The sequence below is a fragment of the Achromobacter sp. UBA4530 genome (genome assembly GCF_002388205.1).
In the GTDB taxonomy this organism is placed as follows: domain Bacteria; phylum Pseudomonadota; class Gammaproteobacteria; order Burkholderiales; family Burkholderiaceae_B; genus Achromobacter; species Achromobacter animicus.
In genome coordinates this window covers 163104-185405 of sequence record NZ_DGMA01000016.1, presented here as the reverse complement: position 1 = coordinate 185405, position 22302 = coordinate 163104, and the positions used below count along the sequence as shown (strand labels likewise).

Below are 22302 nucleotides of genomic sequence, written 5' to 3'. Positions count from 1 at the left end.
CTATTATCCAAACTTATCGGTTCAATATCGGGTCACCTAAAACCATGGAAACCAAGCAACCGGATGACGGCCGCATCACCTACCGCAGCGGCGTGGCGGCGCGGCTGGCGGGACTGTCGCCCGAAACCTTGCGCGTCTGGGAACGCCGCTACAACCTGTCGGGCGCGGAACGCTCGGCGCGTGGCCAGCGGCTCTATTCCGCCGAGCAGGTCCGCCGGCTCAGCCTGCTCAAGCAGCTGGTCGATCAAGGTCACGCCATCGGCGTGCTTGCACCCATGTCCGTGGATCAGTTGCAGGAACTGGCGGGCGCCGCCGCGCACCAGCCCAAGGCGCACGGGCCGTTGAGGCTGGGCGTGGTCGGCGCCAACCTGGCGCGGCGCATTGCCGGCAGCGGACGCGATGGCCTGGACGTGATCGTCCAACATAGCTGGCCCCACCTTGAACAGGTCGCGCTCACGCCGCAGGACACCGGCGTCGAGGTACTGGTGATCGAACAGTCCGAATTGCACGAGAGCGCCTTGCCGCTGATCGTGGCCGCCGCGCAAGCATGCGGCCAGGCGGCCGTCGTGGTGCTGTACCGGTTCTGCGCCAGCGCGACCATCCGCGCGTTGCGCGCGCACGGCTGCCTGGCCGCCCGCGTTCCCGCCGACACCGGCGAGCTGCTGCAGTTGTGCCGGTCCGCGCTGGCGGGCGAGCGGTTGCCGACCGCGCCACAGCATCCGACCCTGGAGCTGCGCTTTGACGAGCATGCGCTCTTGACCATCATGGCGTCCGGTAGCGGCCTTGCCTGCGAATGCCCGAAGCACCTGGCCGACCTGTTGCTGATGGTGGGCAGCTTCGAACGCTACAGCGTCCAGTGCGCGTCCCGCAACGAAGACGACGCGCAACTGCACAGCGAACTCGGGCGCGCAGCCGGGCAGGCTCGCGCCATCCTGGAAGTTGCGATGGAACGCCTGGCCAGAGCCGAAGGGCTGCCGTTGCCCGCCGGGATGCCGAAGACGGAAGCCCAAAAGAAAGCGCGCTGAGGGCAGGGCCGTAAGACCCTGCCCTCAGCGCGTGGCGCGTGCAAAGGAACGAACCCGGATTCCAGCCCGTTGCCGTTCAGGCATCGGCATTGAACCGGCCGCGCTCCCTGCGCCTTAGAAGCGCGTCATCAGCTTGAACATGCCCGACTGCTGGCGATTGCCGCCGCCAAACTGCGCGTCGTACGCCACGCCAGCCGTCGTGTTGCGCGTGATCGCCACTTCGGCGCCCAGGCCCAGCACGGCCGCGTTCTGCGCGATGGGAACGCCCGACACCGTGAAGGTGCTGCCGCCCTCGAAAGCCAGCTTCTGCGTGGGTTTGACATCGCCCATCGCATGGCGCCAGCCCACCGTTGCCGTCAGGCGGCCCGGTGCGCTGTCCGTGCCGATCAGCATGGCGCCGCGCAAGCCCAGCGTGGTGCTCGTCACATCGTCCGTGCTGCCTTGACCGCGCAGGGCCGCGCTGCCGCCCGTTTCCTGGAAGTCGCGCGTGCGGACCTGGTTCCATGCCACGCCGGCAAAAGGTTCGATGGCGTAGGCGTCGCCCAGCGGCAGCTTGTAGCCCAGTTCCGTGAACACTTGCGTCGACGACGCGTTATACGACGACTCGAGGCGCTGGTTCAGGCTGCCGGCCGCAATATTGCGCTTGGAATCGATCTCGTGCCAGGTGTAGGCCGCGCCCGCCATGAAGCGCACATGCCCGGGACCGGCTTCGAAATTCTTGCCGCCGAAGACCGTGGCCGTGTAGCTGTCCACGCTCATGCGCGACGACACGTCGGAGATCGAGTTGTGGCTGCCGGTGTACCCGACCGCGCCGCCCAGACGCCAACCGCCGCCCACGTCGCCGTCGCCGCCGACAAAGAGACCGCCCGCGGACTGATGCACGGTGGATGCGTTGCCGTCGCCACGGAAGGTGCTCCAGTTGCCGAAGGCCTGCGCCCAGATCGGCGATGCGCCGCTTTGCGGCAAGGCGTCGGACGACGACGCGCCCAGCTGCGCCGTCGGCCGGCCCGCGCGCATCGGCGCGTCGAGGTTGCCGCGCAGATGCGACAGCGGCAGGGTGGTCACCGCGTCGCCCTGGGCCTGCAGCACGCTGCCTGTGCTGGCGTACGCTTCGCCGGACAGTTGCTTCAGGGCCGCGCGCGCCTGCGCGGGAGACATGGCCAGCACGGCCGCCGTCACCTGGCTTGCACCCGTCGTCTTGCCTGCGCCATTGCCGCTGGCGATCAGCGACGAGTCGGCGCCGGGCGTGACTGGCGTGGTGACGACCGGGGCGGATTCATTGCCGTTGCCGGTGCCGGTGCCGGTGCCGGTGCCTGCCGTCGCCGAGCTATTGCCCGTCGTTGCGGAACCGTTGCCCGTCGATGCGGAGCCGTTGCCCGTCGATGCGGAGCCGTTGCCCGCCGATGCGGAACCGTTGCCCGCCGATGCCGAGCCATCGCCCGTCGATGCGGATCCATTGCCCGTCGATGCGGAGCCGTTGCCCGTCGATGCGGAGCCGTTGCCCGCCGATGCGGAGCCGTCGCCCGCCGATGCGGAGCCGTCGCCAGCCGACGCCGAGCCATTGCCCGTCGATGCGGAACCATTGCCCGCCGAAGCCGACCCATTGCCGCTCGCAGGCGGCGCTTCCTGATCCAGCGCACCGCCCACGTTCGTTTCATTCTCCGAACCGCCCACGCTGCCGATCGGCACGTCGTTACGCGAGAGCGTCATGAAAGCATTCTTCGCGTCATAGCTGAGCGACGGCGTCAGGAACGCGTAGTTGCTCGACACGCCCGTGAACCGGCCTTGAATGCCGCCGTCCGCGGTCAGGATGTTGTACGTCGTGCGCGGCGCGTAGTTGCCATTGGGCCCCACATGCGCGACCGTGCCGTCCAGCGTGGCGACGCCGGTCACATGGATGCGGTCGCTCAGCGTGCTGGTCGGATCGGCGTGCACGCGATAGATCGTGTCCTGGCCGAAGTTGAGATTGCCGTTGACCGTCAGCGTGCCCATCGGCGTGCCGTCGTTACCCGGCGAAATCACCGCCGTGGGGTACAGCGTCGTGCTGCCGACTTGGCCGACACCTGCCAGCACCACTTCGCGGCCGATGTCCATCGGGCCGTTCAGCTTGCCGTTGATCTCCAGCGCGCCGTCGGCGATGAAGATGGGGCCGGTCAGGTTGCTGCTGTCGCCGTTCAGGATGATCGAGCCGACGCCGGTCTTCACAAAGCCTTCCGTGCCTTGCAGCGGGTTGTCGATGATGTCGACGAACTGGCCGGCGGCATACGTGCCGTCGCCAACGACGATCACGGGCGGGTTGCCGCCCGTGCCCGCCAGCGTGATCGGCGCGCCTTGCAGGCGATAGCGGTCCGTGGCGAACTGCAAGCCCGACGCACGCACCGGACCGGCGCTGCCGTCCACGGTGACCGTGCCCGCCGCGCCCGTGAAGATCGCGTAGCCGCCGCTGGGCAGGGCGCCCGTGGCGTTGGTCGGGCTGCTCCAGTTGCCGCTCGCCGCGGTCCACGTGCCGCTGCCGCCGCCCGCAGTGGCCGCGGAGGCCGCGCCATTGCCGTTCCACAGATTGGTGGTGCTGGGACCCAGGACCAGGTTGATGTGCTTGTCGCCCGTCAACGTCTGGATCGTCGCGGCCGGCGCCGAGTCGCCGGAGACCGTGCCCAGCGTCAGGCCGCCACTCAACGTGCCGCCGTACGACATGATGCGGTAAAAGCCCGCGCTGACCCCGTGCGTGCTGACCTTCACGTTCAGCGTCGCGTTGTTCAGGGCAACATTGCCGCCCACCTTGATGTTGTCGCCCGTGCCGGGTTGCGTGATGGGCAGTCCGGCGTAGCCGGTTTCGAAATCAAAGACGCCGTTGTTGATCGACAGATTGCCGTTCACCACGAGATTGCCGTTGGAGACCCCCGTCGGCGTGTCCACCCAGTATCCCGGCGCAACGCGGGAATTTCCCGTCACGTTCAGGTCGCCACCGATCGACCCGAAACCCGCCACCGTGCCATTCGACATGGCATTGACGTTGCCGCCGATCGCCACGCCCGCACCGCCGCCATTACCGCCAATAACCGCCGTGCCGCCGTTGACATCAATGCCGCCGGGAAAGTTGGCCGACCCGTCAAACACCTGCGTATTGCCCGACCCGATGGTCAGGTCCGCAGCGGTGACGTTCCCCACGTAGGACGCGCTCAAGGCGAGCGTCGCCGTCAGCCACTTCTTTGTGCCGTATGCCAAAACTTCAATCCTCCGGATTAATCGAGCTTCCTTTCACACATTGCCGATATGTTTAAAAAGTATCGGCAAGTAATAATGCAGCCGGCGTGAATTTAGGGTCAGCTCTCGAAAAAAGGAGGCAATGTATAACGATTTTTTTTACGTCCCCGTTAATAAACGGGGTTATATCCCGTTAATTATCAAAATAGGTCTACGGCATACGACCGATATTTGTAGGAAGCACTACGCGCGGGTTATCCGAAGTATTTATATTGGTCGATCGGATACCATCTTTGCGAGGCGAACAGCCCAATTTGGATACCATCCGTTCCCCTTCCGGTGCCGATTATCGGACAGCGACTCACATACATTTCCGAAACAAAATGACACGACGGACTGGTCGACCCTTACCTTTTTGATTAATCCGGTCGGCGCTCCGCGCCCAACCTCAAAATGCGTATGAGCCGGGTAATTAACACCGCTAGTGAAAACGCCGCACGGGTTCTCACAGTTTTGGAACCGCATTCAGGGCACTGCGTGGCAACGTCGTGCCTCGCCACCAAGCGTTCCACGGACCGCTTCAGTCCACCATTACGCTGCTCAAGCTGGCGGATCCGCTGCAATTCGTCCCGGCTTTGGACGGCGCGCAGATAAGCGCGCAGCCCGTCGAACGGTGGCCGTGTCTCACTGCGGCAGTCGGGCGTTTCCATGTTCTCTCCACCCACCTATTGCGCGGGTGAGGCGGCGGCCACGGCGTCCGGCAGCGGAAACGTCACGCTCAAGCACACGCCACGCCCCTCGGCGCCGTCCTCCAACGTGACGCGCGCATTGTGCGAGCGGGCGATCCTTGCCACCAGGGCCAGCCCCAATCCGCTACCGTGGCTTGGCGCACCGGGCCCGCGGTAGAAGGGGTCGAAGATGCGCTCGCGCAGCGGCCGGGCGATGCCCGGGCCGTTGTCCGACACCGCCAACGTGACACTGTCGGCCGCCCGCTCCACCGCTACCCGGATCGAACTGCCGTCGCCGCTGTACCGGCCTGCGTTGTCCAGCAGGTTGCGCACCAGGATGCCCAGCGCGTCGACCTGACCCAGGATCTGGCCCGGGACGGCATCCACGGTGAGCTGCTGGCCGCGATGGACAAACGACGCCTGCATGTCCCGCAGGACAAAGCCCACGACGGCAGCGAGATTCACCGGTTCGAGCACGATGTCGCTCCTGTCGGTGCGCGCCAGGTCCAGCAGCTGCTCGACGATGCGCGCGCTGCGGCGGGTCGTCTCGGCGATCTTCTGCATCAGCATCTTCGCTTTGACGGGATCGTTGACCCGATATGCCGTGTCCGCGTACACGGCCAGCACCGCCAACGGCGTGCGCAGCTCGTGGGCGGCGTCGCCGATGAATCGCCGCTCGTTCTCGACGAGCGTCAGCACCCGCCGCTGCCGCTCGTTGATGGCGCGTATCAGGGGTCCCACTTCGGCGGGCACCGCGCGTTCGTCAACCGTCACGCCGTCGGTCACGCTGGCCTGCGCGATCTCCCGGCCGGCGCGGCCAAGCTTGCGCGTCGAACGGCAGACCACGAACATCGTGACGCTGCCGATCCCCGCAAACATCAGCAGCGTGATGATCGAGCCCAACTCGAAGCGGTCGGCAAGCCCCGCGTAGAACGCGCGCGTCGGCGTCGCGGCAACGATCTCGAAGCGGGCCGTCTCGTCCAGTCCCGCATAAACGCGCCAGGTGTCGCCGCCGAAGAGGACGCACGAGAACCCGATGGAATTGACCTGCGCCATCTGCGTGCGCGGCGCGTCCGTCGACGCCAGCACCAGCCGGTTCGTCACGCGGTCCCAGACCTGGATCTCGGTCTTGCCGATGGACTGGCGCAACAGGAAGGGGGGCACCGGCAGGTCGCGGGTGATGTCCTGCGTCACCGGCACCATCGCCAGAAAGAACGCAACGCTGTCGACCACCGCCCTCAGCTCATGATCGCGCGCCCCGGACTCGGTCCGCGTCAGGCTGTTCCAGTACAGACCGAACTGCACCAGCCACGACACCAGCAGCGCGCTGAAGATGCCCAGCAGAATCTGCGCCCGCATCGAATTCGTGACCCGGCGCATCAGCTGCTGTCCCGGGCGAGGCGATAGCCTTGGCCGTGCACATTCTCGATGGCGTCCTTGCCCAGCTTGCGCCGCAGGGCGTGAATGAACACGGCGATCGTATTGCTTTCGCCGGGCCGGTCGGCGCCGTAGAGATGCGCGCGCAGTTCTTCGGTGGACACCAGCCGGTCGGGATGCCTGAGCAGCATCTCCAGCGTGCGGAACTCCTGCTCGGACAGGCGCGTCGGCACCTCATCGACAAAGGCCTCGCGGCGCCCCGGGTCCAGCTTCACATGACGCCAGGCCAGCACCTTGTCGCCCGCCACGCCGCTGCGCCGGAGCAGCGCGCGCATGCGTGCAAAGAGCTCTGTGGGCTCGAACGGCTTGATGACGTAATCGTCGGCGCCCAGATCCAGCCCCTTGATGCGGTCGCTCAAGGCATCCCGCGCGGTGATCAGGATCACCGGCACCGCGTCGCCACGCCGGCGCAGAAAGCGCAGCACGTCCAGCCCCGACCCGCGATGCAGACCGATATCGAGCAGCACGATCGTGAAGGCATGCTCCAGAAGCAGCACCTTGGCGGCGTCGACTTCCTGCACCAGCGTCACCGCAAAGTCCAGCTCCTCGAGGGCCAGCGTCAGTGCGTCCGCGAACATCGCGTCGTCCTCGACCAACAGCACCCGCATGTCAGTTCCCCTGTGTGGGCGTTGGCAGCCTCTGCGCGGCGCGGCGGGCTTGCCGCGCATGCCGCATCATAAAGGTCTGCCGCCGGCTCAGGCGTGCGCGGGCGCGGCCAGCGCCAGCGGCTCGTAGCGCGCGCCCGGATGCGCTGCAGTGGTTCGCCGTTCCGTCTTGAAGCGCGCCACGGCCTGCAGCAGCTCCTTCGCCTGCGTGGCCATTGCGCCTGCCGCCGCGGCCGATTCCTCGACCAGCGCGGCGTTCTGCTGCGTCATCGTGTCCATCTGCGACACCGCCACGTTCACCTGTTCGATGCCGCTGGTCTGCTCCGCCGAGGCCGAGGCGATTTCCACCGTCACCTCTTTCAGGCGCGCCACCGCGTCCAGCACCTTCTGCATCTGGTCGCCCGCCGTGGCCGCCAGCGACTCGCCGCCTTGCACCGCGCGCTTGGAATTCTCGATCAGGCCCTTGATCTCCTTGGCTGCCGTCGCGCTGCGTTGCGCCAGCGCGCGCACTTCGGTGGCCACCACTGCGAAGCCGCGGCCCTGTTCGCCGGCCCGCGCGGCTTCCACCGCCGCATTCAGCGCAAGAATGTTCGTCTGGAACGCGATGCTGTCGATCACCGAGACGATCTCGCCGACGCGCTCGGCATCGGTCGAGATCGCACCGATCGCCTCCACCACCTGGCCCACCACGTGGCCCGCCTCAACCGTGAGCTGGCTGCAATCCACGGCGAGACTGCTGCCGCTGGCAGCGTTGTCCTGGTTCATCCGCACGGTCGAGGTCATTTCCTCGATGCTGGCGGCCGTTTCCTCCAGCGACGCGGCCTGTTCCTCGGTGCGCTGCGACAGGTCGGCGTTGCCTTCCGCAATCTGGGCGGACGCCGTCGAGATGGACTCCGCCGCGCTGATGATGGTTCCCACCGTCGTCGCCAGTTGCATGCGCATCGTCTCCAGCGAATACATCAGGCTCGACCGGTCGCGTCCGTCCAGCGTGAGCGCCGTGGTGAGATCGCCGCTTGCAATGGCGCCTGCGAGTTTCTGCGCATCGGCAGGCTCGCCGCCAAGCTGACGCAGGATGCTGCGCGTGATCAGCCAGGCCGACAGCACACCGGCCAGTACGGCGATCGCCATGATCACGACGATTGCATTGCGCAGGCGTGCCGACGTCTGCGCGGCCTCTGCGGCCGATTCGTCACTGAGTTTGGTTTCCAGGTTGGCTAGCGCCATCAACTGGTCGAGCCAGGCGTCCTGCTTGCCGCGCAGCTCTTCACGCAGAATCCGGGCGGCTTCCTGCGCATTGTTCTGCCGTCCCGCTTCAAGGGCGCGCATGTAGATAGGCGTCGCTTCCTGCTGCGCACGGTGCGCGGCGGCCAGCAGATCGGTCTCGGCGGGCAGCGTCCCTTCGTCCTCGGCAAACATCTTTGCAAGCTGTTCGCTGGCTTGGCGATAGCGCGTCGCCATGTCTTCCGATCGGGTGATCTCATTCGCCACGGCTTGCGGGTCCGTGTACAGCACGATGTTGCGCACCACGATGGCCCGGCCCTGCACCAGCTCGCGCATCTGCAACGCCAGCTTCAACTGCTGGTTGTTCACGTTGACGATGTCGGACATCGACTTGTCCAGCGTCCGCACGGCATACAGGGACAGGCCCCCAAGCACCAGCAGCGCCAGGATTAGCAAGAGGAAGCCGATAGCGAGGCGAGACCTCACTTTCATGGTTGCAAGATTCATCATTCGCCTTTGTTGTGATCGGCAACCGGCTCATGACTATTCGCGCTATTGCAGCGCTGGCCCCACTGACAGGCGCCGCGCCGGCTGACGAGCGCGACTATAGCGAGGCAACAATTAATGAATCGTTAAGCCTCGCCAAGACTAGAAGCTGTGCCGCAACCCCAGCGCAATGGTCTGAGGGCTGGCGCCGGCAGTCACGCCAAGTTCATTGATGGCGAAATCGTAGGCCGCGTTCGAGCGGTTCTTGATCTTCGAGTAATACGCATACACGGACGTGCGCTTGGACAAGGGCTGCTCGTAGCCGAGCGTGTATTGGACCGCGCCGGTGTTCTCGCCGCTACGGACATAGCCCACCTGTTGCGTGGACGGCCCCGTGCCGTTGGCGGCGTAGCCGACGGACGCGTTGAGGCTGCCTGAACCCAGCTTCTGCACCAGCGACACGTAGTAACCCTTGCGGCGCAGATCGCCGGTGGGCGTCTGGTAGCGCAGCTGCTCGACGACGAGGTTGATCGTGGTGGTCGGGAACGAGTACGAGGCGCCCAGCTTGATGGCATCGTCGTGCGAATCGGCCATCTGGTAGTTCCTGTGCAGCTCATAGGCCGCCACCAGCGCCAGCGGGCCTTCCTTGTAGGCCGCGGACCACGAGAAGAGCTGGGGATTGCGCGGCGTCGTCATGCGCTCCTGCGGCAGGCCCCACGTGAAGCCCGCGCTCAGGCCATGCCAGTCGGCCGAGCGGAAATGCAGCGAGTTCTTCTGGCGCCGGTCAAACGAACTGGTGTTCTCGACGTTGCCCGAGCTGGAGGCCGAACCGTTGCCCATCAGCGCCATGTACCCGGCCGTCATCGGATAGTACGGGTCCATTTTCATGGTCGACTCGGTGTAGGCCGTGTGCCAATTGCCCAGGAAGAACGTGCCGTAGGGCGATGCCAGCCCCAGCCGCGTGTTCCGGCTGGCGATCTCGCCTTGCCCGGTATTGAGCGCGATGCCGCTTTCGATCTGGAAGATTGCCGAGAGACCATTGCCCAGGTCCTCTTCGCCGCGCAGGCCGAAAACCGACCGGTTGTTCGTCATGCGCGAGCCGGAGCCGGCATTGTCGCCGCCGCTGATCCAGGCGTATTCCAGTGCGGTGTTCAGCCGTCCGTATAGCGTGACGGATGACTGCGCCGTCGCGCTGCCCACTGCGCCACACAGCGCGGCCACCGCGCATCCACCAACCAGAACCCGTTTGCGCGCGTCGCGGCCAACCTTCATCTCATGCTCCTGTGCTTTCCGTGGGAATCCTGCGCGATGAACCCATGGGCACGGGATACGAGCGACCCCGGAACTGCAAGGCAGCACGCAAACCGGAAGACGATACGCGTGCATGCCGTGCCGGCGCCATTCGTCGATGGTATAGGGTGACGAACCTAATGTCGGATTGCGCCCGGGCGGGCACCATGAAAACCTAGCCACCGCGAAATTAATCGAGGAGAGTGGCATGGCTTCGCGTCGACAAGTCCTGGGAGCGGCGTCTTCGCTGGCTTCAGCGTTTGCGCTCAACAGCATGTGGGCAGGCCGGGCGAATGCCGGGTCGCAGAACCAGACCGGCACGCCGCTGGCGGACGGCCCCCCGGAAGTGATCTTCTACAACGGCCGCTTCACCACGCTGGACCGCGCCAATCCGGAAGCGGGCGCCGTCGCCGTGAAGGCCGGCAAGTTTGTCGCGGTGGGCAGCGACCGGGAAGTCCTGCGCCTGGCGGGATCGAACACCCGGCTGGTGGACCTGAAAAAGAAAGGCGTTCTGCCCGGGCTCTACGACAACCACACGCACGTCGTGCGCGGCGGCCTGAACTACAACATGGAGCTGCGCTGGGACGGCGTGCGGTCCCTGGCGGACGCCATGGAGATGCTGCGCCGCCAGGTCGCCAACACGCCCGCGCCCCAATGGGTACGCGTGGTGGGCGGATTCACCGAGCACCAGTTCATTGAAAAGCGCCTGCCGACCATCGAGGAAATCAATGCGGTTGCGCCGGACACCCCCGTGTTCCTGCTGCATCTGTACGACCGCGCGCTGCTGAACGCCGCGGCGCTGCGCGTGGTGGGTTACACCCGGGACACGCCCGACCCCGAAGGCGGTCAGATCATCCGCGATTCGAACGGCAATCCGACGGGCCTGCTGCTGGCCAAGCCCAATGCCACAATCCTGTATTCCACGCTGGCCAAGGGTCCGAAGCTGCCGTTCGACTACCAGCTGAACTCCACGCGCCACTTCATGCGCGAGCTGAACCGGCTGGGCGTCACGGGCGTCATCGACGCCGGCGGCGGCTATCAGAACTACCCGGACGACTATGCCGTCATCCAGAAGCTGGCCGACGACAACCAGTTGACCGTTCGCCTCGCCTACAACCTCTTCACGCAGAAGCCCAAGCACGAGAAGGAAGACTTCCTGAACTGGACGTCTTCGGTGAAGTACAAGCAGGGCGACGATTATTTCCGCCACAACGGCGCGGGTGAAATGCTGGTGTTTTCGGCCGCCGACTTCGAGGACTTCCGCGTCGAACGCCCGGACATGCCGCCGGAAATGGAAGGCGAACTGGAAGAGGTCGTGCGCGTCCTGGTCCAGAACAAATGGCCCTGGCGCCTGCACGCCACGTACGACGAAACCATCTCGCGGGCGCTGGACGTCTTCGAGAAAGTGCATCGCGACACGCCGCTCACCGGCATCAACTGGTTCTTCGATCACGCCGAGACGATCTCGGACAAGTCGATCGACAGGATCGCCGCGCTGGGCGGCGGCATTGCCGTGCAGCACCGCATGGCTTACCAGGGCGAGTACTTTGTCGAGCGCTACGGCGCGAAGGCCGCGCAGGCCACGCCGCCGGTCAAGCGCATCCTGCAAAAGGGCGTGAAGACGTCCGCCGGTACGGACGCCACGCGCGTCGCGTCCTACAACCCGTGGATCTCGCTGTCGTGGATGACCACGGGCAAGACCGTGGGCGGCATGCCGCTGTATCCGCACGAGAACCTGCTGGACCGCGAGACGGCGCTGCGCATGTGGACCGAGAACGTCGCGTGGTTCTCCAATGACGAAGGCAAGCGCGGCCGCATCCAGGTGGGCCAATTCGCCGATCTGATGGTCCCGTCCCAGGACTACTTCACGGTGGCGGACGAAGAGATCTCGTTCCTGACGTCCGACCTGACCGTGGTCGGCGGGCGCGTGGTCTACGGCGCGGGCGACTTCGCCAAGCTCGACGAGAACGCGCCGCCGCCCGCCATGCCCGACTGGTCGCCCACGCGCCTGTTCGGCGGCTATGCCGCCTGGGGCGACCCGGAAGGCGCGGGCCGCAATTCGCTGGACTACAAGCGCTTTGCCGCTGCCTGCGGTTGCGCCAGCGCGTGCGGCCTGCATGGCCACAGCCACGCCAATGCGTGGGCGTCCAGCGTGCCGGCCTCCGACCAGAAGTCGTTCTTCGGCGCCCTGGGCTGCTCGTGCTGGGCCGTGTAAGGGACTGAATCCATGTCGAGCATTTCAACCTCGCTGGCCGGCGTCGCGCGCCCCGTTCTTGGGGGCCGCGTTGCCCGCTTTGTCGCCTATCTGGGCTTGTGCGCAGCGTATCTGCAGGGCGGGCTGGTCAAGCTGACCGACTTTCCGGGCGCCATCGCGGAAATGACCCATTTCGGGCTCACGCCCGCGCCGTTCTTCGCCGTGGTCGTGATCGCGCTGGAGATCATCGCCTCGCTCATGATCCTGACCGGCTGGCACCGCTGGATCGGCGCCCTGGCGCTGGCGATCTTCACGCTCCTCGCCACCTTCGTCGCCCTGCAGTTCTGGGAAATGCCGCCCGGCCAGGCGCGCTTCTTCGCCGCCAACTCGTTCTTCGAGCACCTTGGGCTGGTCGGCGGATTCCTGCTGGTGATCTGGCAGGACCTGAACGAACGGCGGTAACGGCCTCTTTCGCAGCGCCCGCCGCGCTGGCCGCGCCGCCGGTCCAACGGGCACTGCGTCTTACACGCTTACCTTGCACATCATGGAACAGACACCCGTATCTCCCCGATTCACCGGCCTCCTGGGCTTTAACGCGGGATACGTCGATACGGCGGGGTTCCTGGCGTTGAATGGCCTTTTCACGGCGCACGTGACCGGCAACTTCGTCACGCTGGGCGCCGCCTTCGTCCACGGCACGACCGGCGCCTTTGCCAAGCTCCTGGCCTTGCCGCTCTTCTGTGCCGTCGTCGTCCTGACGCGCCTGTTTGCGTCCGGCCTCGCGGCCGCGGACACGGCCATGTCGAAACTCATGTGCGCGAAGGTGCTGCTGCTGGCTGCGGCGGCCGCCGTCCTCATCGCCTACGGCCCGTTTTCCGACAGCGACGCGCCCTTTGCCGTGATGGGCGGCATGCTGCTGGTCGCGGCCATGGGCATCCAGAATGCGATCCAGCGCATGCACCTGGGCAGCGCGCCGCCGTCCACGCTGATGACCGGCACCACCACGCAGGTGATGATCGACCTTGCCGACCTCTGCAAGGGCGTGTCGGGCGAGGCCCGCACGGCCGCCGTCGGCCGCCTGCGCAAGATGCTGCCCGCCCTGGCGGCCTTTGCGTCCGGCTGCGCCATCGCCGCGTTGTTGTACTGGGCGTCACTCATGTGGTGTTTCGTCCTGCCGCCCGTCGTCGCCGCCCTGGCCACCCTGGGCATCAAGCGTGCCCCCGCCTGACCCTACCTGAAGGGGGGACGCGCCATACCTTCGAACAATGTCGAAATGCGAACGTTTCCCATATCCTGACGTTCTCGTTAAAGCCCGCGGCACAGCGGGCGAATGAGGCATCTTCATGCAGCCAGGCGCTATGCGTCCCCCCCCTCTGATTCAATCTTCCAGGTGATTTTCATGTCCCAAGCAAAGCTCGAAGTCCTGACCCCGCAGAACAGCCAGATCATCTTCATCGATCACCAGCCGCAAATGGCCTTCGGCGTGCAGTCGATCGACCGCCAGACGCTCAAGAACAACGTCGTGGGTCTGGCCAAGGCGGCCAAGGTCTTCGGCGTTCCGACCACCATCACCACCGTCGAAACCGAGTCGTTCTCGGGCTACACCTACCCCGAACTGCTGGACGTGTTCCCGAACCAGAAGGTCCTGGAACGCACCTCGATGAACTCGTGGGACGACCAGAAGGTGCGTGACGCGCTGGCCGCCAATGGCCGCAAGAAGGTTGTCGTCGCCGGCCTCTGGACCGAAGTCTGCAACACGACGTTCGCCCTGTGCGCCATGCTGGAAGGCGAGTACGAGATCTACATGGTTTCGGATGCGTCCGGCGGCACGTCCAAGGAAGCGCATGACATGGCCATGCAACGCATGATCCAGGCCGGCGTCGTGCCGGTCACGTGGCAGCAAGTGCTGCTGGAATGGCAGCGCGACTGGGCCCACCGTGACTCCTACGATGCCGTGATGGAAATCGTCAAGGAACACTCGGGCGCCTACGGCATGGGCGTGGACTACGCCTACACCATGGTGCACAAGGCCAAGCAGCGCACGCAGACCGCCCACGACGCCATCGCGCCCGTCGCCGCGCCCGTCATCGCCCGCTGATGCCCCAACGGGCCCGCAGCCGCTCTCGCAGCGGCCGCGGGCCTTTTTGCTTTCTTTTGCAGCCTGCCCGCCATGACGACCGCCGACATCCGACCCGCTGACCCAGCCCCGCCTTCCTCTCCCTTCGCCTACTCCGCCTTCACGGTGATCTGGGTCGCAACCGTCCTGTCGAACATCGGCACCTGGATGCACGACGTGGGCGCGGGCTGGCTCATGACCTCGCTGTCGCCATCGCCCATGTTCGTGGCGCTGGTGCAGACGGCGGGCGCGCTGCCGGTCTTCCTGCTGTCGCTCCTGGCCGGCGCGCTGGCCGACACGATGGACCGCCGCAAGCTGTTGCTGATGGTGCAGATCGCCATGGGATTCATCGCCCTGGCGCTCGGTCTGGTGGTCTGGTTCGGTCTGACCACGCCGTGGGTGCTGTTGGGCTTCACGCTGCTGATGGGCATCGGCACCGCATTGTCGGCGCCCGCGTGGCAAGCCATCGTCCCAAGCCTCGTGCCGCGTCCTTCGCTGCAGCAGGCCATCGCCACCAACAGCGTGGGCATCAACGTCAGCCGCGCCATTGGTCCGGCGCTGGCCGGCGTGCTGATCACCAGCCTGGGCGTGGCGATTCCGTTCTTTGTGAACGCGGTCAGCTTCATCGTGGTTGTGGCCGCACTGATCTGGTGGAAGCCGCCCGCGGCGGCTGAAAAGCGCCTGCCGCGCGAGCAGCTGTTTCATGCCATGCGTGCTGGCCTGCGGTTCGCGCTGCACAGCAAGCCGCTCAAATCCACGCTGGTCCGTGCCGTCGCGTTCTTCCTGTTTGCCAGCGCCTACTGGGCCCTGCTGCCGGTCATCGTGCGTCAGGTGTTGCAGGGTGGCGCCTTGCTCTACGGCATCATCCTGGGCTGCGTCGGCGCCGGTGCGGTGATCGGCGCCATCGTGCTGCCGCCGCTGCGCAAGAAGCTGGGTCCGGACCGCAGCGTCATGGCCGGCACGCTGGGCACGGCGCTTACGCTGGTGGTGTTTGCGGTGGTGCCGCATCCCGTCGTCGCCGGTGCGTTCAGCTTTCTGGCGGGCGCGTCGTGGATCATGGTGCTGACCTCGCTCAATGTGTCCGCCCAGGTGGCGCTGCCCGACTGGGTGCGCGCACGCGGGCTGGCGATCTTCGTCACGGTGTTCTTCGGCTCGATGACCGCCGGCAGCATGATCTGGGGACAGACCGCCGTGCGCGCCGGCGTTCCCACGGCCCTGCTGATCGCGGCCGCGGGCTCGATCGTGGCGATGCTGCTGACCCGCAAGGCCAAGCTGCAACTGGGCGCCGACCTGGACCTCGCGCCGTCGATGCACTGGCCCGAGCCCCTGATCGGCCAGCACGTCACGCATGATCGCGGCCCGGTGATGATTACCGTGGAATACCTGATCGATCCGGCACGCGGCGCGGACTTCGTGCAGGCCATGCAGCATGCCGGCGCCGAACGCCGGCGCGACGGCGCGTATGCATGGGGCATTTTTGAAGACGCCGCCCACCCCGGCCGCTACCTTGAATACTTCCTGGTGATGTCGTGGCTGGAGCACCTGCGCCAGCACGAGCGTGTCACCCACGCCGACGAGGACCAGCAGGCGGAAGTGCGCGCCTTTCACATCGGCGACACCCCGCCGCGGGTGTCGCACTTCGTCGCCCCCGTCCCGCAATAACGGGCAGCAGGATGAGACCGGCGCTGCCCGCACACACCGTTACAAGCGAAGCATGATTCCTGACTAGAATTGCGCCGACAGGGATTTTGATGCCGCGCGCCGACAGGCGGCGGCTTAGGTGTGACATGGATAGCGCTCCTCGCTTCGAGGCAGTCAACGGAGCCCGCTTCGAGGTTCTGTGGGTGGATGGCGACCGGGTCTTCGGGCGCGGCGCCTCGAAGCTGGCCGTCTGGCTCAGGCCTAATGACAGCTCGGAATGCGCGCGGCACCTGCTGGAACAGGAATACGGCCTGCGCGACTACCTGCATCCGGGCTGGGCGGCCGTGCCGACCGAGCTGGCGCGCGTCGGCGGCTCCACCGTCCTGTATCTGCAGGATCCCGGCGGACAACCGCTGGCCACGCACCACTCGCGGGCAATGGCCGCCCCGGCATTTCTGCGCTTCGCCATCGCGGTGGCGATGTCGCTGGGCAAGATGCACAACGCCGGGCTGATCCATCGGAATCTCAAGCCGGCGCACATTCTGTTCAACGAGCAGGACAGCGCCGCTCACCTGACCGGCTTTTCATTTTCCACGCCGCTCGGCGCCTATCAGACGGCGCCCGCCTCAACGCCGGGCGACATCGTCGGCACCCCGGCCTACATGGCCCCCGAACAGTCCGGCCGCTCCGGCCACCGCGCCGACGCGCGATCCGATCTGTATTCGCTGGGCGTCGTCTTCTACGAAGCCTTGACCGGCGAGCTTCCGTTCCAAGCCGAATCGGCGCTGACCTGGCTGCACAGCCATACGGCGCGCGTTCCCGTGGCGCCCGCCGAGCGCAACCCCGGCATCTGCGCCGAGATCTCAGCCATCGTCATGAAGCTGCTCGAGAAATCGGCGGACGACCGGTACCAGACGGCGGAAGGGCTTGCCGCGGATCTGCAGTGCTGCCTGACCACGCTGACGGCCGGCCCCGGCGCCGCGCCGGACTTCGTGCTGGGCCGCTACGATCACCCCGGGCGCGTGCGCGTGCCGGCCACGCTGTACGGCCGGGGGACGGAGTTGGACATCCTGCTCGGCGCCATGGGCCGGGTGGCGGGATCGGGCCGCGCCGAAGTGGTGCTGATCTCCGGCGAACCGGGCGTCGGCAAGTCCATCCTCATCGAAGAACTGCATCGCGTCGTCGGCAGCCAATACACCCTGCTCGCCAAGGGCAAGGGCGATCCTCACAGCCACGCCGGTCCCTACGCCGCGCTGGTCGAGGCGGCGCGAGGCCTGCTTCAGGCCGTGCTTGCCAAGAACGAAAGCGATCTGGGCGAGTGGCGCGAAAAGCTGCGCGTGGTGGTCTCCGCGGGCGGCGACAGCTTGCTCGCGTTGATTCCCGAACTGGCGATGATCGTGCCGGACGCGTCGGGCCTGCTGGCCGAAGGCGACGCCAAGGCGCGGTTGCGCCTGGCCTTTCAGCATCTGTTCTGCGCGTTCTCGTCGCCAGGCCATCCGCTGATCCTGTTCCTGGACGACCTGCAGTCGACCGACGCGGCCACGCTGCGCGTCATCGAACAGCTGGCGCAGATGGATCTGCAGAACATCCTGGTCGTGGGCGTGTACCGCGCCGAAGACATGACGGCGCGCCACGCGCTCGCCGCCTTCATTGACAGCCTGCGCGCCCACACGATTCCCCTGACCGAGATTGCGCTCACCAACCTGCACGAGCGCGATTCCGCCCGCCTGATCGCCGATGCGCTTCAAAGCAAGTCGCCGTGGATCGATCCGCTGGTCAGCCTGGTGCAGGCCAAGACGGCCGGCAATCCGTGCTTCATGCTTCGCTTCCTGGCCACGCTTGCGGCCGAGGGACTGCTGCACTACGACCCGCGCCGCCAGCGCTGGATCTGGGATGCGGACGCCATCCGCGAACAGGCCTATACCGACAACGTGGTCGGCATCATCATCCAGCAGGTCGAGCGGTTGCCGGCGGACAGCCGCGAAGCCATTCAACACATGGCGTGCCTGGGCCACGACACGTCGCTCGACAAGCTTGCGCTCGCGCTGGACTGGCCGCGACTCGACGTGGCCACCGCCATGCGCGAATGCGAGCGGCAGAGCCTTGTGTTCCGGACCGGCGACGTGTACCGCTTTCCGCACGACCGGGTGCAGGCGGCCAGCTATGCGCTGATTCCCGAACGGGAGCGCGCGGCCACGCACCTGGCGATCGGCCGGCGGCTTGCGCAGGACCTCGAATCCGAACAACTGAAGGCGCAGGCATTTGAACTGGTCGACCAGTTCAACCGGGCATGGCAACTGGTGCACAGCCGGGAAGAACGCGTCCGGCTTGCCCATCTGAACGCCCTGGCCGGCGCACTGGCGAAGGACACCGCCGACTATTCCGCGGCCATCCGATATCTGGAGGCCGCCTCGGCGTTCCTGTCCGACGACGGCAGGCAGCATCAACCGGCGCTGGCCTTCACCATCGAGATCACCCGCGCGGAATGCGAGTTCCGCAGGGGCGCGGTGGCGAGCGCCAAGCATCGGCTGGCCCGGCTGGGAGAGCGCGAGGGACCATTGCCGGAACTGGCCCGCGTGACACAGTTGCGCGTGGAAGTGTTCATGGCGCTGGGCGAGCGGCACGAGGCCATTGACGCCGGGCTGCACTACCTGCGCCGCGCCGGCATCGACTGGACGAATAGCCCGTCCGATGAAGCCGTCTCCAGCGAGTACGCCCAGTTCAATGCGCTGCGCGACGGCCGGCCTGCGGCTGCCCTGCTCGGCCTCCCAGAGATGCAGGACGCCGACGCGGAAGGCACGATGGGCGTGCTGACCGCGCTGCTGCCCCCGGCCTGGACGCTCTTTGCGAATCTGCGCGAGCGCGTCATTCTGCGCATGGCCAACCTGAGCCTGCGCCATGGCAATACGGATGCGTCCAGCCTGGGTTACACGTGGCTGGGCATGATCCTGGCCGCGCGCACCGGCGACTACGCAGACGGCTACGCCTTCGGCAAGCTGGGCGTCGATCTGGTCCAGCAGCGCGGACAGGTCCGTTTCAGCGCGCGGGTCTATCAGGTGTTCGGCGGCCAGATCGTGCCGTGGTCGCAGCCCGTCAGCCAGGCGCGCGACCTGCTGCAAACCGCCTTCGAACTGGCCAGCCTGCAGGGCGACTGGACCTATGCGTCCTTCGCGCTGAACAGTATGGTCACGCACATGCTGGCCACCGGCGGCGCGCTGAACACCATCCGCGCCGACGCCAACCGCGGCCTCGCCTTCGCGCGCAAGGCGGGTCTTGAAGTCCTGGACCGATATACGTCGCAGCTTCAGCTGGCCAAGATGCTGCAGGGCCTCACGACGCAATTCGGCACGCTGGACGACGCCGGTTTCAGCGAGGCTGAATTCGAACGGAAGATCCAAACCGAGCCCGGCCGGAACGTCACGGCCTGCTGGCACTACCTGCGCAAGCTTCAGGCCCGGGTTTTCGCTGGTGATTTCACCAGCGCCGTGCGCGCCAGCCAGGAAGCCTCCGCGTTCGTCTGGACGTCGCTGGCGTTCATCGAGGAGATGGAATTCCACTTCTATTCCGCGTTGGCCCGCGCCTGGTGTCCCGTACCGGCGTGTCCGTCGGAACGCGCCGCGGCGCTGGCCGCCGTAAAGATCCATCTTGAGAAGCTGTGCCCGTGGGCCGCATCCAGCCCGTCCAACTTCCAGAGCCAGCAGCTGCTGATCGACGCCGAAGTCGCGCGACTGAATGGCGACGTGCTGGACGCGATGCAACGCTACGACGACGCCATCCACTGCGCCAGCGACCACGGCCTCGTGCACGTCGAAGGACTGGCCAATGAATGCGCCGCGCGCTTCTTCGAGAGCCGCGGCCAGCAGCGCATCGCGCACACGTATCTGCAACATGCACGCGCGTGCTACCAGCACTGGGGCGCGTCGGGCAAGGTCAGGCAGATCGACGCCCTGTATCCCACGCTTTTCGTGGACCGCCGAAGCGCCGCGCAGGGCTCCACCATCGAAACCCCGGTAGAAAGCCTGGATCTGGCCACCGTCATCGACATCTCCCGCGCGCTGGCCAGCGCGCTGGATCTGCGGACCTTGCTGGACAAACTGATGAAGATCGCGCTGGAACAAGCCGGCGCGACACGCGGCGTGCTTGTCCTGCAATCCGACGGCGAACTGTATGCGCGCGCCATTGCGACCACATCCGGCGATTCCGTGACGATCAGCCAGCGCGCCCAATCGCTGGACGAAGCCGGCCTGCCGCAGCAGATCGTGAACTACGGCTGGCGGACCGGCGAGACCATCGTCCTAGACGACGCGTGGGTGACGGGCGCATTCAACGGCGACCCGTACGTGCGCGCCGCGCGGCTGCCGTCCGTGTTGTGCCTGTCGTTGACCACCCAGTCCAAATCCATCGGCGTGCTGTACCTGGAAAACACCCTGGCGCGCGGCGTATTCGCGCCGCACCGGACCGCCGTGCTGCGCCTGCTGGCCTCGCAAGCCGCCATTGCCATCGAACGCGCGCGCCTGTATCGCGATCTGGCGCAGCGCGAAGCCCGGATACAGCGGTTGGTCGAAGCCAACATCATCGGCATCTGGTTCTGGCGCGACGACGGACAAGTGCTGGAAGCCAATGACCTGTTCCTGTCCATGACCGGCTACGACCGCGAGGACGTGGGCGCGGGCCGGCTGCGATGGACGGCGCTGGTGTCACGCAGCGGCGCGGTGTCCCTGGATGAACTGTTGCTGCGCGAGACCGCCGAGCCGGTCGAGACCGAACTGATCCGCAAGGATGGCCGCCGCGTGCCCGTGCTGCTGGGCTCCGCCCGGTTCGCCGCCGACGACAACCAGGGCGTGTCGTTTGTCCTGGACCTGTCCGAACGCAAGGCGGCAGAGGCCAAAATGCAGCAGATTCAATCGGATCTCGCGCACGTCACGCGCATGACCACCGTCAGCTCGATGACGGCATCCATCGCGCACGATGTCAGCCAGCCGGTGTCGGCCGTGTTGACCGAAGCGCAGGCGGCGCTGAACTGGATTGCGCGCACGCCGCCCAACACGGAAGAAGTCGCCGAGTCCCTGCGCCGCATCGTGCGCAGCGGCCAACGCGCCGGTTCAATCATTTCGGGAGTGCGCGCGCTGATCAAGAAGGCGCCGGCGGCCTTTGGTCCGATCGAACTGAACGGGCTCGTGAAGGAGACGCTGACGCTGCTGCGCAGCGAGCTCGATTGCAGCGACGTCCAAGTGATCCTGGACCTGGCTGATGGAGCGCTGCACACGTCCGGAGACCGCATTCAGCTGCAGCAGGTCCTGCTCAACCTGTATGTCAACGCGGTGGACGCCATGAAGCACGAGCCCTCTGCGCGGCAACTGACTGTCGTCACCCGGCTTGCCTCAGACGACGAAGTGCTTGTGGAGGTGCTGGATACCGGCAGCGGCATCGACGCGGCGTCGGTGAAGAAACTGTTCGATCCCTTCTTCACCACCAAGACCAAGGGACTGGGAATGGGTCTTGCCATCTGCCGCGAGATCATCCAGCTGCATCACGGCCAGATGTGGGCGCGGCCCAACAGCCCGGCGGGCGCGGTGTTCTACTTTTCGCTGCCCGCGCAGGCTTGAGTCATTCGCCGTCGCCCGCCTCGGCATCGTCGCGCGAGGCCGGCGCGTGCGCGGCCACGCGTGGGTTGACCTTCATGATCATCTGCACCAGCTGGGCGAAGCTACGCGCCTGCATCTTCCGGTAAGCGCTGGCACGGTGCGCCTTGACCGTCACTTCACTGATCCCCAGCTGCTCGGCGACTTCCTTGTTCAGGCAGCCGGACGCGATCAACTCGATCACCTGCTGCTCGCGCGCGGTCAACGAGCGATAAAGCGCCATGACCTTTTCGAACTCCTGCTCCTTTGCGCGGCGTGCGACGTCCGACTCCAGTGCGCGGTGCACGGAATCCAGCAGCCGCTGCTCGGAAATGGGCTTTTCCAGGAAATCGATGGCGCCGGCCTTCATGGCCTTGACCGTCTGGCGGATATCGCCAAAGCCCGTGACCACCACGATAGGGATGTGATCGCCCAGTTCACGCATGCGCGCCTGCAATGCCAGGCCGTCGCCGTCCGACAATTGCAGATCCAGAATCAGACAGGAAGGCACCGGCGGCCGCGCCGCCGCCTGAAAGGCGCTGATCGAGTCGAAGGTTTCGGCGTAGATCCCGATGGACGACAGCAAGCGAAACAGCGAGTCGCTGACCTCGGCGTGATCGTCCACGATATACACAATCGCAGAGGGCACGCCGGATTTTTGAATGTTCAACGCTATGACTCCTTGCGGGGCGCGGCGCAATGCTTGCGTCGCATGCCTCATAGGGCAGCCACCA

14 protein-coding genes are annotated in these 22302 nt (G+C 66.1%); 7 read left to right on the top strand and 7 right to left on the bottom strand.

The features are described 5' to 3' along the window. Window positions 1–44: 44 nt before the first annotated feature. On the top strand, window positions 45–1025 hold the full coding sequence (locus B2W22_RS14590; RefSeq protein WP_286938299.1) for a MerR family transcriptional regulator: 981 nt from the start codon (window positions 45–47) through the stop codon (window positions 1023–1025). 114 nt (window positions 1026–1139) lie between these two features. On the opposite strand, the gene B2W22_RS14585 is transcribed toward B2W22_RS14590, so the two are convergent. From B2W22_RS14585 to B2W22_RS14560, 6 genes are all read right to left on the bottom strand, one after another. Further along, window positions 1140–4250, bottom strand: a complete 3111-nt coding sequence (locus B2W22_RS14585) for an autotransporter outer membrane beta-barrel domain-containing protein (protein WP_286938297.1) — start codon at window positions 4248–4250, stop codon at window positions 1140–1142. Between the two features lie 398 nt (window positions 4251–4648). Then, the gene (locus tag B2W22_RS14580; RefSeq protein WP_175185606.1) at window positions 4649–4939 is read right to left on the bottom strand and encodes a hypothetical protein; all 291 of its coding nucleotides are present in this window, start codon (window positions 4937–4939) and stop codon (window positions 4649–4651) included. A gap of 15 nt (window positions 4940–4954) precedes the next feature. Next, on the bottom strand, window positions 4955–6337 hold the full coding sequence (locus B2W22_RS14575) for a sensor histidine kinase (protein ID WP_286938294.1): 1383 nt from the start codon (window positions 6335–6337) through the stop codon (window positions 4955–4957). After that, on the bottom strand, window positions 6337–7002 hold the full coding sequence (locus B2W22_RS14570; RefSeq protein WP_175123841.1) for a response regulator transcription factor: 666 nt from the start codon (window positions 7000–7002) through the stop codon (window positions 6337–6339). The genes B2W22_RS14575 and B2W22_RS14570 overlap by 1 nt, the downstream gene beginning before the upstream one ends. Window positions 7003–7089: 87 nt before the next feature. Next, complete coding sequence (locus tag B2W22_RS14565; protein ID WP_175137107.1) at window positions 7090–8712, bottom strand: methyl-accepting chemotaxis protein; 1623 nt, start codon at window positions 8710–8712, stop codon at window positions 7090–7092. 156 nt (window positions 8713–8868) lie between these two features. Next, window positions 8869–9978, bottom strand: a complete 1110-nt coding sequence (locus B2W22_RS14560; protein WP_175137106.1) for a porin — start codon at window positions 9976–9978, stop codon at window positions 8869–8871. A 343-nt stretch (window positions 9979–10321) separates the two neighbouring features. Here B2W22_RS14560 and B2W22_RS14555 point away from each other — a divergent pair, with 343 nt between their 5' ends. The 6 genes from B2W22_RS14555 to B2W22_RS14530 all read left to right on the top strand — a co-directional run bounded on the left by B2W22_RS14555 (window position 10322) and on the right by B2W22_RS14530 (window position 21553). After that, window positions 10322–12211: an amidohydrolase gene (locus B2W22_RS14555; RefSeq protein ID WP_254594989.1), complete on the top strand. Its 1890-nt coding sequence runs from the start codon at window positions 10322–10324 to the stop codon at window positions 12209–12211. Between the two features lie 12 nt (window positions 12212–12223). Next, window positions 12224–12652 (top strand): DoxX family protein, encoded by a 429-nt coding sequence (locus tag B2W22_RS14550; RefSeq protein ID WP_175123845.1) that lies wholly within the window; start codon window positions 12224–12226, stop codon window positions 12650–12652. Window positions 12653–12734: 82 nt separating this feature from the next. Next, window positions 12735–13418 (top strand): YoaK family protein, encoded by a 684-nt coding sequence (locus B2W22_RS14545; RefSeq protein WP_175123846.1) that lies wholly within the window; start codon window positions 12735–12737, stop codon window positions 13416–13418. 171 nt (window positions 13419–13589) lie between these two features. Continuing rightward, on the top strand, window positions 13590–14288 hold the full coding sequence (locus B2W22_RS14540; RefSeq protein WP_175123847.1) for a hydrolase: 699 nt from the start codon (window positions 13590–13592) through the stop codon (window positions 14286–14288). Window positions 14289–14360: 72 nt separating this feature from the next. Next, entirely contained in the window at window positions 14361–15968 is a 1608-nt protein-coding gene (locus tag B2W22_RS14535; protein WP_286938291.1) for an MFS transporter, read from the top strand. Between the two features lie 125 nt (window positions 15969–16093). Next, window positions 16094–21553 (top strand): trifunctional serine/threonine-protein kinase/ATP-binding protein/sensor histidine kinase, encoded by a 5460-nt coding sequence (locus B2W22_RS14530; RefSeq protein ID WP_286938289.1) that lies wholly within the window; start codon window positions 16094–16096, stop codon window positions 21551–21553. A 1-nt stretch (window position 21554) separates the two neighbouring features. On the opposite strand, the gene B2W22_RS14525 is transcribed toward B2W22_RS14530, so the two are convergent. Continuing rightward, window positions 21555–22238 (bottom strand): response regulator transcription factor, encoded by a 684-nt coding sequence (locus B2W22_RS14525; RefSeq protein ID WP_254594293.1) that lies wholly within the window; start codon window positions 22236–22238, stop codon window positions 21555–21557. Window positions 22239–22302: the final 64 nt, after the last annotated feature.

What these genes read in the sequence shown, in the direction of transcription:
- B2W22_RS14590 (WP_286938299.1), top strand. Translation starts at nt 45, where the DNA reads ATGGAAACCAAGCAACCGGATGACGGCCGCATCACCTACCGCAGCGGC.
- B2W22_RS14580 (WP_175185606.1), bottom strand. Translation starts at nt 4,939, where the DNA reads ATGGAAACGCCCGACTGCCGCAGTGAGACACGGCCACCGTTCGACGGG.
- B2W22_RS14575 (WP_286938294.1), bottom strand. Translation starts at nt 6,337, where the DNA reads ATGCGCCGGGTCACGAATTCGATGCGGGCGCAGATTCTGCTGGGCATC.
- B2W22_RS14570 (WP_175123841.1), bottom strand. Translation starts at nt 7,002, where the DNA reads ATGCGGGTGCTGTTGGTCGAGGACGACGCGATGTTCGCGGACGCACTG.
- B2W22_RS14565 (WP_175137107.1), bottom strand. Translation starts at nt 8,712, where the DNA reads ATGAAAGTGAGGTCTCGCCTCGCTATCGGCTTCCTCTTGCTAATCCTG.
- B2W22_RS14560 (WP_175137106.1), bottom strand. Translation starts at nt 9,978, where the DNA reads ATGAAGGTTGGCCGCGACGCGCGCAAACGGGTTCTGGTTGGTGGATGC.
- B2W22_RS14550 (WP_175123845.1), top strand. Translation starts at nt 12,224, where the DNA reads ATGTCGAGCATTTCAACCTCGCTGGCCGGCGTCGCGCGCCCCGTTCTT.
- B2W22_RS14545 (WP_175123846.1), top strand. Translation starts at nt 12,735, where the DNA reads ATGGAACAGACACCCGTATCTCCCCGATTCACCGGCCTCCTGGGCTTT.
- B2W22_RS14540 (WP_175123847.1), top strand. Translation starts at nt 13,590, where the DNA reads ATGTCCCAAGCAAAGCTCGAAGTCCTGACCCCGCAGAACAGCCAGATC.
- B2W22_RS14535 (WP_286938291.1), top strand. Translation starts at nt 14,361, where the DNA reads ATGACGACCGCCGACATCCGACCCGCTGACCCAGCCCCGCCTTCCTCT.
- B2W22_RS14530 (WP_286938289.1), top strand. Translation starts at nt 16,094, where the DNA reads ATGGATAGCGCTCCTCGCTTCGAGGCAGTCAACGGAGCCCGCTTCGAG.